Below are 12,061 nucleotides of genomic sequence, written 5' to 3'. Positions count from 1 at the left end.
CCTGCGACAAGACCCACAGTACGGGCCCTGTCTCCATTACCGCACTGTTCGCCGGGTGATGCGCTCATCCCCGAGGACGACTGCGGACCGCTCCGCTCCGGCGCAAGGAGTAGGTGATCCCACCCCCACGTCCCCCCTGTCCCCTTCGGACGTCCGGCGTTGCCGGATCGTTCCCCACCGGGCTGGGGTCCATGCCGGTGCAGCCCTTACCCTTGGGATTTGTGTTCCGTAGCCGTGCCAAGGAAGAGAAGGCCCCCGCCACCAAGGCGGCGGTGACCGACTCCAAGCAGCCCCGTGACCCGCAGGCCCCCAAGGGCAGGCCCACGCCCAAGCGCAGTGAGGCCCGTACCCAGCGCCGCAGCGTCGCCCATACGCCGACGAACCGCAAGGAGGCCGCCAAGCGCCAGCGCGAGGAGCGGCGGCAGGCCCTGGAACGGCAGCGCCAGGCGCTCGCCAACGGGGACGAGCGCTATCTGCCCGCCCGGGACAAGGGCCCGGTCCGCCGGTTCGCCCGGGACTGGGTCGACTCGCGGTTCAACGTGGCGGAGTTCTTCCTGCCGCTCGCCGTGGTCATCCTGGTGCTGAGCGTGGTCCGGGTCGGCGCGATCCAGAGCATCGCGCTGCTGCTGTGGCTGATCGTGATCGTGCTGATCGTGCTGGACGCGGCCTTCAGCGGCTTCCGTCTGAAGAAGCGGCTCGCCGAGCGCTTCCCGGACGAGAACACCCGTGGCGCGGTCGCCTACGCGCTGATGCGGTCCCTCCAGATGCGCCGGCTCCGTCTGCCCAAGCCCCGGGTCAAGCGCGGAGAGCGGCCCTGAACGCCGACGCGTTCACCGGGGGCGCCTCCCCGGCCCGGCCGCACGAGCTGGGCGGGCTGCGCGACCTCGTGTCCCAGGAGCTGGTGACCCGGCAGCTGGACGAGCAGATAGCCGGGCGGTTCCCGGTCGGGCGGCGGCTGCGGGTGCTCGACGTGGGGATGGGCCAGGGCGCGCAGGCGCTGCGGCTGGCCCGGCTCGGCCACGAGGTGACCGGGGTCGAACGGGACCCCAGGATGATCGCCGCCGCCCGCGCGGCCCTGGCCCGGGAGCCGGAGGGCATCCGGCAGCGGGTGCGGCTGGTGCAGGGCGACGGCCGGGACACCGGGGTGCACTTCCTGCCGGGCGGCTTCGACGTGGTGCTCTGCCACGCCGTACTGATGTACGTGGAGGACCCCGACCCGCTGGTGGCGGGCCTGGCCCGGATGCTGGCCCCGGGCGGCCTCCTCTCCCTCCTGGTCCGCAACGGCGACGCCCTCGCCATGCGGCCGGGCCTCGGCGGCGACTGGGCGGACGCCCTGGCCGCCTTCGACACCACCACCTACCGCAACCGCCTGGGCCTGGACGTGCGCGCCGACCGGCTGTCCGCCCTGACCGCCACGCTCGCCGGGATCGCCGCCCCGCTGCAGGCCTGGTACGGCGTGCGGGTCTTCACGGACACGGCGGCGCAGAACGCGGCGCTCCCCCAGGACCTGCCGACGCTGCTGGAGGTCGAGGAGCGGGCCGGGCGCACGGACCCCTATCGCGGGGTGGCGGCGCTGCTGCATCTGTGCGGGGTACGGGGCTGAGCCCGTTCGGGGCAACCGCGCGGGACGGCCGGTCACCGTGCGGTGAGACTCGGGGCATGGACGCTTCCCGTATCCGCGCGCGGGTCCGTACGGCCGCCCGCGCCGCCGCCCTTCTGTGCTGCGCGGCCCTCGCCGCCGGCTGCACCACCCCCGCGGTCCCGGCCGGCCGGGACGTCCCGGCGGCCACCGGGGCGGCCGTGCCCATGGCGGCGGGCGATCTGCAGAGCCAGTACCTGCGGGTCATCAAGGAGGTGCTGCCGTCGGTCGTGCAGATCCAGGCGAGCCGGGACCTGGGCTCCGGGGTGGTGTACGACGGCAACGGGCACATCGTCACCAACGCGCACGTCGTCGGCACGGAGAAGACGTTCCAGGTGACCACGGCCAACAACGAGGAGCCGCTCACCGCGCGCCTGGTCTACTCCTATCCCGAGCAGGACCTCGCCGTGATCCGGCTGGACCGGATGCCGGACGGGCTGAGACCGGCGGTGTTCGGGGACTCCGGGAAGGTGGCGGTGGGCCAGATCGTGCTGGCCATGGGGTCGCCGCTGGGGCTGTCGTCCAGCGTGACCCAGGGCATCGTCTCGGCGACCGGGCGGACCGTCAGCGAGGGCGACTCGGGCGGCGGCACGGGCGCGACCATCGCGAACATGGTGCAGACCTCGGCCGCGATCAACCCGGGCAACAGCGGCGGCGCGCTGGTCGACCTGGAGGGGCGGGTGATCGGCATCCCGACGCTGGCGGCGGTCGACCAGAGCCTCGGCGGCGGCGCGGCGCCGGGCATCGGGTTCGCCATCCCGGCGTCGATGGTGAAGACGGTCGCCGACCAGATCGTCAAGGAGGGCAAGGTCGTCGACTCCGGGCGGGCGGCCCTCGACATCACCGCGCGGACCGTCCTGGACGACCGCTACCGGCCGGTCGGGGTGGCGGTGGTCATGGCCCCCGCGGGCGGCGCGGCCGACAAGGCGGGCCTCCGGCCGGGTGACATCATCACCGGGCTGGGCGGCCGGCGGATCACCGACCTCACCTCGCTCGCCGAGGCCCTCGCCGCGGCGCAGCCGGGCCGGCGGACATCGGTGACCTTCCTCCGCGACGGCGACGAGCACACGGTCCAGGTGACGCTGGGCGAGCAGTGAGGAGAGGAGTCCCCCCTCCCCACCGCGGGCGCCGGTCCGGTCAGGCGTCGGCGTGCAGGCTCATCGGCCCGTAGATCTCGGTGCCCTCCTCGAACAGCCGCACCTGGTCGGCCCCGCCCTCCTGCAACGCCTTCCAGTTCTCGCCGATCCAGGACTCGGCATCGCCCTGCGTGGTGAACTCCTCGGGCCGGACGGCGGGCTGGACCTCCGTCCCGTCGGCCTTCTCGAACCGCCACGTCCATGCCGTCATACAGGCCTCCTTTGATCCAACACCTGCTGGCAGCCTAGCCGGAAGCGCAAGACCCACCGGGACAGGCGAAAATCGGTCCGTGGACATCACTCTGCTCGGTACCGGCGCCCCCGCGGGACTGCCTCGCCCCGACTGCTCCTGCGCCGTCTGCGCGACCGCGCTCGGGCCGGACGCGCGGGCCGCGACCGCGGTGCTCGTGGACGGCTCGCTGCTGCTCGACCTCACACCGGGCGCGGCGTTCGCGGCCGCGCGCGCCGGGCATTCGCTGGGCGGGGTACGGCAGGTGCTGCTGTCGCACCCGCACGACGGCCCGGCGGTGGAGGTGCCGGCCGGGCTGCCGCAGCCCGGCCGGGTGCCGGACGGACGGGAGTTGGCGCTGCTGACGGGCCATCGGGTGCGGGCGGTGGCGATGGACGCGGGCGGCACCGGGTACGCGGTGACCGGACCGGACGGGCAGCGGCTGCTGTACCTGCCGCCGGGCGGGGCGCCGGCCGGCCTGGAGCAGAGCGGCGCGCAGTCCTACGACATGGTGCTCGCGGACGTCGTGAACCGGCCGGACGCGCTCGCCCGGCTCCGGGCGGTCGGCTCGGCGGGCCCCACGACGGACGTCGTCGCCGTCCACCTCGGCCACGACGTGCCCGGCGGCGCGGAGTTGCGGCGCCGGCTCGCGGCGGCCGGGGCGCGGACGGTGCCGGACGGCACGACGCTGGTGGTCGGGGCGTACGAGGAGGTGCCGGACGTGCCGCGCCGCACGCTGGTGCTGGGCGGGGCCCGTTCGGGCAAGTCGGTGGAGGCCGAGCGGCGGCTGGAGGCGTTCCCGGGCGTGCTGTACGTGGCGACGGGCGGCACGCGGGGCGGGGACACCGAGTGGGCGGCGCGGGTGGCCGCGCACCGGGAGCGGCGGCCGGGGTCGTGGCGCACGGCGGAGACGACCGACCTGGTGCCGCTGCTCGCGCAGGACGGGCCGCCGGTGCTGGTCGACTGCCTGTCGCTGTGGCTGGCGGACGCGATGGATGCCGTGGGGGCCTGGGACGACGCGGAGTGGGCGGGCGGGGGCGAGAAGTCGCTGCGGGAGCGGGTGCGGGAACTGACCGACGCCGTGCGCTCCACCCGGCGCACCGTGGTCGCGGTCTCCAACGAGGTCGGCTCGGGCATCGTCCCCGCGACCGCCTCCGGCCGCCGCTACCGCGACGAACTGGGCCGCCTGAACGCGGCGTTCGCGAACGAGTGCGAGCAGGTGGTGCTGGTGGTGGCGGGTCAGGCGCTGGTGCTGCGGGGCTGAGCGGGCGGGCAGCCCCGCAAGGGGTGCGGGGGCTCCGTCCCCGTGCGGCTTTGCCGCGGGGCGCGCGCGGCCCCCGCGCGTTCGCGGGCGACGGCGGCCGGGCACTACCCCGTGCCCTTGCGCGCCACCACCCGGTAGCCGTTGGAGAACCGGGTCCGCCGGAACAGCGGAGCGCCCCCGCGGTCCAGGGCCGAGGCCAGCGCCCGCGCCGGCGTGGCGGCCAGGCGGAGCGCCGGGTGGGCGTGGAGCAGGGACAGCGCGACGGCCGCCGAGAGGTCGTGGGGGACGTGCGCGGCCCCGCGGTCCACGACGAGGAGGGCGCAGCCCAGTCCGGCCAGTTCCGCGCACAGGTTGGCCCGCGGCACCAGGTGCAGGTGGCGCGGCTGCCCGTAGGGGAGCCACCACCGGCCCAGCAGCGCCGCGAAGAGGCAGGCGGGGTCCGGTACCTCCACGACCAGGTGGCCGCCGGGCCGCAGCACGGTCAGCGCGGCGCGGAGTTCGGCGCGCGGGTCGGGGGCGTGTTGCAGATGGTGGAACATCGTGACCACGTCGTAGCGGGCGCGCAGCCGGGCCGCCATCCGGGGGGTCGTCAGATAGCCCCGGTGCGCCTCCTCCACGCGGCCCTCCAGCAGCGCCTGTTCGACCCGGGCGGTGGGGTCGAGGCCGTCGAAGCTGGTGTACGGGAAGAACTCCTTCGCCGCCTCGGGGAAGCGGGCGTGCCCCGTGCCGACGTCCAGCCAGCTCTCCGGCTCGCCAAGCTCCGACAGGCGCCACGCGGCGGCCCGGTGGCGGCGCCGCACCGCGCGGGCGGACAGGATCCGGCCGGCGAACTCCTCCAGCTGTCTCTCGTAGAAGTCCCGGTGGAAGAAGGCGAGTCCCTCCGCGCTCAGCCGGGGGTTCTGGAAGGCGTGGCCGCAGTCCCCGCAGGCGTCGAGGGCGAACGTGCCGGCCCGGTGGCGCAGCGGGTCGGGCGCGCGCAGCCGGGTGCGCAGCCGCCGGGAGCCGCACCAGGGGCAGTCCTCGCGGCGGGGTTCCTGGAAGGGGTCGTGCGGGGTGGTGAACTGCGGGGTGAGGGGCGAGGTCGGCATGGGCGGCTCCCTGTGCGACATTCCGCGGCAAAGCGGAACGTATGGGATGCCGATCCGAGGTGCAAAGACATCGTGGTGGTGTGGTGGCGATGTGGCGCGGGACCGTTCGCGCGCGGGCGGTACTGTTCGGCGAATGAGCAGCCTTAATCTGGACGACTTCACCGATCTGATCGAGCGCCCGGACGGGGGCGTACGCCGTGACGCCGAGGCCCTGCGGGAGCGCCGGATCGTGCCGCCCGGGGCGCTGGGCCGCCTGGACGAGCTGGGCGAGTGGCTGGCCGCCGCGCGCGGCGAGGTGCCGGTACGGCCGGTCGGACAACCCCGGGTGGTGCTCTTCGCCGGTGACCACGGCGTCGCCGAACTGGGCGTCTCCGCGCGGCCCGCGGGCGGCGCGGAGCAGCTGGTGCGGGCGGTGCTGGAGGGCGCGAGCCCGGTGTCGGTGCTCGCCCGCCGGCTGGAGGTGCCGGTGCGGGTCGTGGACATGGCGGTGGACTGCCCGCCGGACGCCTTCCCGCCGGACGTCGTGCGGCACCGGGTGCGGCGCGGCAGCGGCCGGATCGACATCGAGGACGCGCTCACCCTGGAGGAGGCCGAGGCCGCGCTGCGGGCCGGGGTCGCCATCGCCGACGAGGAGGCCGACTCGGGGACCGACCTGGTGGTGCTCGGCGACGTCAGCGTGGGCGGGACGACGCCGGCGGCGGTGCTGATCGCCGCGCTGTGCGGCACCGACGCGTCCGTGGTGACCGGGCGCGGCGGGCTCGCCATCGACGACCTGGCGTGGATGCGCAAGTGCGCGGCGATCCGGGACGGGCTGCGGCGGGCCCGGCCGGTGCTCGGGGACCAGCTCCGGCTGCTGGCGGCCGTGGGCGGCGCGGACCTCGCGGCGATGACCGGGTTCCTGTTGCAGTGCGCGGTGCGCAGGCTGCCGGTGGTCCTCGACGGGGTCGTGGCCGCCGCGTGCGCGATGGTCGCCCAGCGGGTCGCCTTCCGGGCGCCGGACTGGTGGCTGGCCGGGCACGACAGCGGGGAGCCGGGGCAGGCGAAAGCGCTGGACCGGATGGCCCTGGAGCCGTTGCTGGAGCAGGGGGTGAGGGTCGGCGAGGGCGTGGGCGCCCTGCTGGCGCTGCCCCTGGTCCGGGCCGCCGCCGCGCTGGCCGCGGAGCTTCCCGAGAAGGAGCCGGAGGAGCCGGTGGGGCCGGTGGAGAAGGAGCCGGAGGAGAAGGAACAGTCCCTGGACTGATGCCGCGCATGGCATGAAAAGTGCGATTTACTCTGATTGCTCTGATCACACACATATGATCTTCCGCTATGGAGGATGCCCGAATTGCCGTGATGCGGCGAGTGAGGGTGCGGTGGGCCGCCGGGGCGTCCCGGCGGGCCGCCGCGTTCGCCGTCTGGTACCTGCGGACCGTCGCGTTCGTCAACTTCCTCAGCGCGGTGTGGGTCTCGCTCGGCCAGGACGTGCGCCGGCACAACCAGGACGACCTCTTCACGCCGTACCTGCTGACGGCCGGCTTCGCCTCCGGCGTCTTCACCGCCTTCCTGGCCGTCACCACCCGCCGCCGCAAGCGGGCCGCGTGGATCCTGAACCTGGTGCTGAGCGGGCTCTTCCTGGCCCTGCTCGCGTTCGCCATGACCTTCCCGGAGATCCGGCGGTACGCGCAGAACTGGGTGTCCCTGGCGCTGACCGCCGCCTTCGTGGCCGCGCTGCTCACCGGCCGCCGGGAGTTCTACGCCACGGGCGACCGGTCCAACCCCCGGCTGGCGGCGGCCGTGGCCGTCGGCGGCGGCCTGGCCGCGAGCCTGCTCGCCGGGCTGCTGGTCACGGTCACCGACCAGGCGCCGGGGGCGGCCCGTTCGACGTTCCCGGAACGCTGGTACTACGGCGCCCTGCGACTGGTGTCGGTCTCGGCCGAGGAGTCCCGCTTCCCCGGCATCGACCCGCCCACCTGGGTGAACGTGGCCGTCAACGTGCTCAGCACCGCGCTCCTGCTCGCCGTCCTGTACGCCGCCTTCCGCTCCCGGCGAGCCGTCGACCCGCTCACCGAGGACGACGAGAAACGGCTGCGGGAGCTGCTGGAGCGGCACGGTGAACGGGACTCGCTCGGCTACTTCGCGCTGCGCCGGGAGAAGAGCGTGGTGTGGTCGCCGACCGGGAAGGCCGCCGTCGTCTACCGCGTCGTCGGCGGGGTGAGCCTCGCGTCCGGGGACCCGCTCGGGGACCCGGAGGCCTGGCCGGGGGCGATCGTGCCGTGGCTGGCCGAGGCGCGGGCGCACGGGTGGATCCCGGCGGTGATGGGCGCGGGCGAGGAGGCCGGGACGGTCTACGCCCGGCACGGCCTGGACGCGCTGGAACTCGGGGACGAGGCGATCGTGGAGGTCGCCGGGTTCACGCTGGAGGGCCGGGCCATGCGCACCGTCCGGCAGGCGTACAACCGGGTGCGGCGGGCCGGGTACCGGGTGCGCGTCCGGCGCCACGAGGACATCCCGGCGCCCGAGATGGCGTACCTCGTCGAGCGCGCCGACGACTGGCGGGACGGCGCGACCGAGCGCGGCTTCAGCATGGCGCTGGGCCGGCTCGGGGACCCCCGGGACGGCCGGTGCGTGATGCTGGAGTGCACGGACGCCGAGGGGCGGCTGCGGGCGCTGCTGTCCTTCGTGCCGTGGGGCCCCGACGGGCTGTCGCTGGACCTGATGCGGCGGGACCGGGACTGCGGCAACGGGCTGGTGGAGTTCATGGTCATCGAGCTGCTGCGGCGCGCCCGCGAGATGGGGATCACCCAGGTCTCGCTCAACTTCGCCATGTTCCGCTCGGTCTTCGAACGTGGCGCGCGCCTCGGCGCCGGACCGGTGCTGAGGCTGTGGCGGTCGCTGCTCGGCTTCTTCTCCCGCTGGTGGCAGATCGAGTCGCTGTACCGCGCCAACGCCAAGTACCGGCCCGTCTGGGAACCGCGCTTCCTGCTCTTCGAGAAGAGCGCGGACCTGCCGCGCATCGGCCTCGCCTCGGCCCGCGCGGAAGGGTTCCTGGGGGCACCGAGACCACCCCGGTGGCCGCGCCGCGGGCAGCCGCGGACCCACCGATGACCGTACGGGGACGAGGGACACGTGAAGGGAACGCCCGCCCGCTGGGCCCGAGCCGAGTGGGGCCCGCTGTACGCCGCCGTGCGCGGCCCGCTGCGCGGACGGCGGCTGCCGGTGCCGCCGATGACCCTGGCCGCGGTGGGCCTGACGGCCTTCCTCCAGTACGCGCAGAACCAGCCGTGGGGATGTCCGCTCGTGCGGAACCTGGGTGCCGTGCGGGCCGACGACCCGCTGTGGACGGCCCTGCTGCGCACCCCGCTGTCGCTGTTCGTGCCCGCGCCGGACCTGCCGGTGTGGGGGGCGCTGGCGCAGATCCTGCTGGTGTTCGGGATCGCCGAGCTGTGCCTGGGCCGGTGGCGGACGCTGACCGTCGCCTACGCCGCCACGCTCGCCGGGACCCTGTACGCGCGCCTCGGCGTCACCCTCGGCGCGCACGCCCCGTTCGGGCTGCCGTGGACCGACGCGCAGGTGGTGGACACCGGCCCGTCGGCGGCGGTCGTGGGGCTCGCGGTGTACGTCGGCTGGCGGTACGGCGCCTACGCGACGGCGGGCGCGGTGACCCTGGCGATGGTGGCCGAGGTGCTGCTGAAGGAGAACCTGGCGGGCAAGGAGCACCTGGCCGCGCTCACCGCGGTCGGGCTGCTGTGCCTGCTGGCCGCCCTGCGGGACCGCCAGGGCCGCTCCCGTCCCCCTCGCCGGCCGGCCGCCTGGCCCGCACCCGGGGCGGGCACCCCGCCGGCCCGGCCGTGACCCCCGTCCGTCAACCCTGATCCCCGCCCGTCCCCCGGGGTCCGCCGGGGCCCGGGGCCGTCGGTACCCTGCGCCGGTGGTCACGTCCTCCTCGTCCTCCTCGTCCTCTTCGTCGTCCCCGTCACCGCCCCCTCCCCCGCCCTCCGTGTCCGACGGTCCGCGGTTCGCCTTCGGGACGCTCACCGTGCTGCCCGTGCGGGTGCGCCGCTGGGACCGGGCGGCGGCGCGCGGCGGGATGCTGTGCGCCCCGGCGGCCGGGCTGGTCGTCGGCGCCGCCGCGGCCGGGCTCGGGCTGCTGCTGCTAGGCCTGGGCGCCGGTCCGCCGCTCGCCGCCGTCGCCTCGGTCGCCGTACCCGCCGCGCTGACCCGCGGGCTGCACCTGGACGGGCTGGCGGACACCGCCGACGGGCTGGGCAGCGGCAAGCCCGCCGAGGACGCGCTGCGGATCATGAAGCAGTCGGACATCGGGCCGTTCGGGGTGCTCACCCTCGTCCTGGTGCTGCTGGCCCAGGTCGCGGTGCTGGCCCAGCTCTACGGCGGCTCCTGGGCGCGCGGCGCGCTCGCCGCCGTGGTCTCCGCGGTCGCGGCCCGGCTCGCGCTCACCCTGGCCGCCCGCGCCGGGGTGCCGCCCGCCCGCCCGGAAGGACTCGGGGCGGCGGTGGCCGGGGTGGTGCCGGGGGGCGCCGCCCTGGCCGTCGCGGCCGGGGTGACGGCGGCGGCCGGGGCGGCGGGCGCCTGCCTCGGCGGGTACGACGCCGTGCGCGCCGCCCTCGCGGTGGCCGCCGGTCTCGCGGCCGCCGAAGCGCTGCTGCGGCGGTGCGTGCGCCGGTTCGGCGGAGTGACCGGGGACGTGTTCGGCGCGCTCGCGGAGACGACCGCGACGACCGTGCTCGTCGTGCTCGCGCTCGGCCGCTAGCCACCGCCGCGGAGCCCTCCACGGAGCCGTCCGGCAAGCCCTCCGTGGACACGGCGCCACACGCGGGTGAACACCCGAAGGAATGAGCGAACGCACCCACGCGCGTAGTCTCGTCCCGGGTGTTCGCCGACAGGGTGAAGGCCCCGGTTGCCACCTGTTCCCAGGCCTGGGCCTAGGGTCGGCTGTCGGGCCCGGTCGACCCACCCATTTCGGCCACTGCAACTTCACATCGGAAGCGAGAACTCACCACCGTGACTGCTCTGACTCTCAGCACCGCCGCGGCGCCCGGCCTGCGGGCCGACGCGATCGTGATCGGTGTCGCCAAGGGCGCCCAGGGGCCCGTCGTCGCGCCGGGCGCCGAGGCCGTGGACAAGGCGTACGACGGCAAGCTGGCCGGCGTCCTGGAGACCCTCGGCGCCTCGGGTGCCGAGGGCGAGCTGACGAAGCTGCCCGCACCGGCCGGCTTCAAGGCCCCGCTCCTGGTGGCGGTGGGCCTGGGCGCCGAGCCCACGGGCGACGACGCCGGCTACGACGCCGAGGCGCTGCGCAAGGCCGCCGGTGTGGCCGCCCGCGCGCTCACCGGATCGAGGAAGGCCGCGTTCGCGCTGCCCGTCGACGGCCCCGGCGCGCTCGGCGCCATCGGCGAGGGCGTCCTGCTCGGCGCCTACTCCTTCGACGTCTACAAGGGCGGCGCCCAGGAGGCGAAGAACGCCCGGGCCAAGAACGGCAAGGCGCCGCTGGCCGAGGCCGCGCTGCTCGGCGGCAAGCCGCGCGACGCCGCCCACAAGGGCGCGCTCGCCCGCGCCGTCGCGGTCTGCGAGGAGCTGAACCGCGCCCGCGACCTGATCAACATGCCGCCGAACGACCTCACCCCCGCCGCCTTCGCCGCCCTCGCGCAGACCGCGGCCAAGGAGCACGGCATCAAGGTGCAGGTGCTCGACGACAAGGCCCTGGCCAAGGGCGGCTACGGCGGCATCCTCGGCGTCGGCGGCGGCTCGGCGGCCACCCCGCGCCTGGTCAAGCTGTCGTACAAGCACCCGAAGGCGGACAAGCACCTGGCCCTCGTCGGCAAGGGCATCACCTACGACTCGGGCGGCATCTCGCTGAAGCCGGCCGGGCACAACGAGACGATGAAGTGCGACATGAGCGGCGCCGCCGCCGTGTTCGCCGCGGTCGTCGCCGCCGCCCGGCTCGGCCTGGAGGTCGACGTCACCGGCTGGCTGGCGCTGGCCGAGAACATGCCGTCCGGCTCCGCCGTCCGCCCCGGTGACGTGCTGCGCATGTACAGCGGCAAGACGGTCGAGGTGCTCAACACCGACGCCGAGGGCCGGCTGGTGCTCGCCGACGCGCTGTGGGCGGCCTCGCAGGAGAACCCGGACGCGATCGTCGACGTCGCCACGCTGACCGGCGCGATGATGCTGGCGCTGGGCAGCCGGACGTTCGGCATCATGGCCAACGACGACGCGTTCCGCTCCGCGGTGCACGAGGCGGCCGAGGAGGTCGGCGAGCCGGCCTGGCCGATGCCGCTGCCGGAGCACCTGCGCAAGGGCATGGACTCGCAGGTGGCCGACATCGCGAACATGGGCGAGCGCTGGGGCGGCGGGCTGGTGGCCGGCCTGTTCCTGCGCGAGTTCGTGGGCGAGGGCATCACCTGGGCGCACCTGGACATCGCCGGACCCGCGTTCAACGAGGGCGGGCCGTTCGGGTACACCCCCAAGGGCGGCACGGGCTCCGCGGTGCGGACGCTGGTCCGGCTGGCGGAGCTCACGGCCGAGGGTGACCTGGGCTGATGCCCGCCTGAGAGCCGGGGCCGGTCCGCCGTCCGGGGGGGGGGGGGGGGGGGGGGGGGGGGGGGGGAGCGGGGGGGGGGGGGGGAGGGAGGGGGGGGGGGGGGGGGGGGGAGAAAGGGGGAAAGGAAGGGGACAACCTCAAGCCACCAGCTTCCCGACCCTCCCCTG

Annotated in this window: 11 protein-coding genes; 9 read left to right on the top strand and 2 right to left on the bottom strand. The window is 75.4% G+C overall.

Annotated features, from left to right (window positions below; all coding sequences use genetic code 11):
- Positions 1-191 precede the first annotated feature (191 nt).
- The 3 genes from ACZ63H_RS34885 (at position 192) to ACZ63H_RS34875 (ending at position 2,736) form a co-directional block, all read left to right on the top strand.
- The gene (locus tag ACZ63H_RS34885; protein ID WP_469872068.1) at positions 192-818 is read left to right on the top strand and encodes a DUF3043 domain-containing protein; all 627 of its coding nucleotides are present in this window, start codon (positions 192-194) and stop codon (positions 816-818) included.
- 83 nt (positions 819-901) lie between these two features.
- Positions 902-1,603 (top strand): class I SAM-dependent methyltransferase, encoded by a 702-nt coding sequence (locus ACZ63H_RS34880; protein WP_467940252.1) that lies wholly within the window; start codon positions 902-904, stop codon positions 1,601-1,603.
- Between the two features lie 56 nt (positions 1,604-1,659).
- The gene (locus ACZ63H_RS34875) at positions 1,660-2,736 is read left to right on the top strand and encodes a S1C family serine protease (RefSeq protein WP_469872067.1); all 1,077 of its coding nucleotides are present in this window, start codon (positions 1,660-1,662) and stop codon (positions 2,734-2,736) included.
- Positions 2,737-2,776: 40 nt separating this feature from the next.
- Here ACZ63H_RS34875 and ACZ63H_RS34870 read toward each other — a convergent pair whose 3' ends face one another.
- Entirely contained in the window at positions 2,777-2,986 is a 210-nt protein-coding gene (locus ACZ63H_RS34870) for a hypothetical protein (protein WP_469872065.1), read from the bottom strand.
- Positions 2,987-3,065: 79 nt separating this feature from the next.
- Here ACZ63H_RS34870 and ACZ63H_RS34865 point away from each other — a divergent pair, with 79 nt between their 5' ends.
- Positions 3,066-4,268 (top strand): bifunctional adenosylcobinamide kinase/adenosylcobinamide-phosphate guanylyltransferase, encoded by a 1,203-nt coding sequence (locus ACZ63H_RS34865; protein WP_469872063.1) that lies wholly within the window; start codon positions 3,066-3,068, stop codon positions 4,266-4,268.
- 104 nt (positions 4,269-4,372) lie between these two features.
- Here the strand turns inward: ACZ63H_RS34865 and ACZ63H_RS34860 are convergent, their stop codons facing one another.
- Positions 4,373-5,356, bottom strand: coding sequence for a class I SAM-dependent methyltransferase (locus ACZ63H_RS34860; RefSeq protein WP_469872062.1), 984 nt, complete (start codon positions 5,354-5,356; stop codon positions 4,373-4,375).
- 133 nt (positions 5,357-5,489) lie between these two features.
- Between ACZ63H_RS34860 and cobT the strand changes: the two genes are divergently transcribed.
- From cobT to ACZ63H_RS34835, 5 genes are all read left to right on the top strand, one after another.
- A complete protein-coding gene (cobT, locus tag ACZ63H_RS34855) occupies positions 5,490-6,596 on the top strand; it encodes a nicotinate-nucleotide--dimethylbenzimidazole phosphoribosyltransferase (RefSeq protein ID WP_469872060.1) in 1,107 nt (368 codons plus the stop codon).
- A 68-nt stretch (positions 6,597-6,664) separates the two neighbouring features.
- Entirely contained in the window at positions 6,665-8,440 is a 1,776-nt protein-coding gene (locus tag ACZ63H_RS34850) for a phosphatidylglycerol lysyltransferase domain-containing protein (RefSeq protein WP_469872058.1), read from the top strand.
- A 21-nt stretch (positions 8,441-8,461) separates the two neighbouring features.
- Entirely contained in the window at positions 8,462-9,187 is a 726-nt protein-coding gene (locus tag ACZ63H_RS34845; RefSeq protein WP_469872056.1) for a hypothetical protein, read from the top strand.
- A gap of 145 nt (positions 9,188-9,332) precedes the next feature.
- Positions 9,333-10,103, top strand: coding sequence for an adenosylcobinamide-GDP ribazoletransferase (locus ACZ63H_RS34840; RefSeq protein WP_469872054.1), 771 nt, complete (start codon positions 9,333-9,335; stop codon positions 10,101-10,103).
- 251 nt (positions 10,104-10,354) lie between these two features.
- Complete coding sequence (locus ACZ63H_RS34835) at positions 10,355-11,893, top strand: leucyl aminopeptidase (protein WP_469872052.1); 1,539 nt, start codon at positions 10,355-10,357, stop codon at positions 11,891-11,893.
- The last annotated feature ends 168 nt before the right edge of the window (positions 11,894-12,061 follow it).

It is taken from the genome of Streptomyces sp. NPDC104831, assembly GCF_055583025.1.
This window is presented reverse-complemented; position numbering and strand designations above follow the sequence as displayed.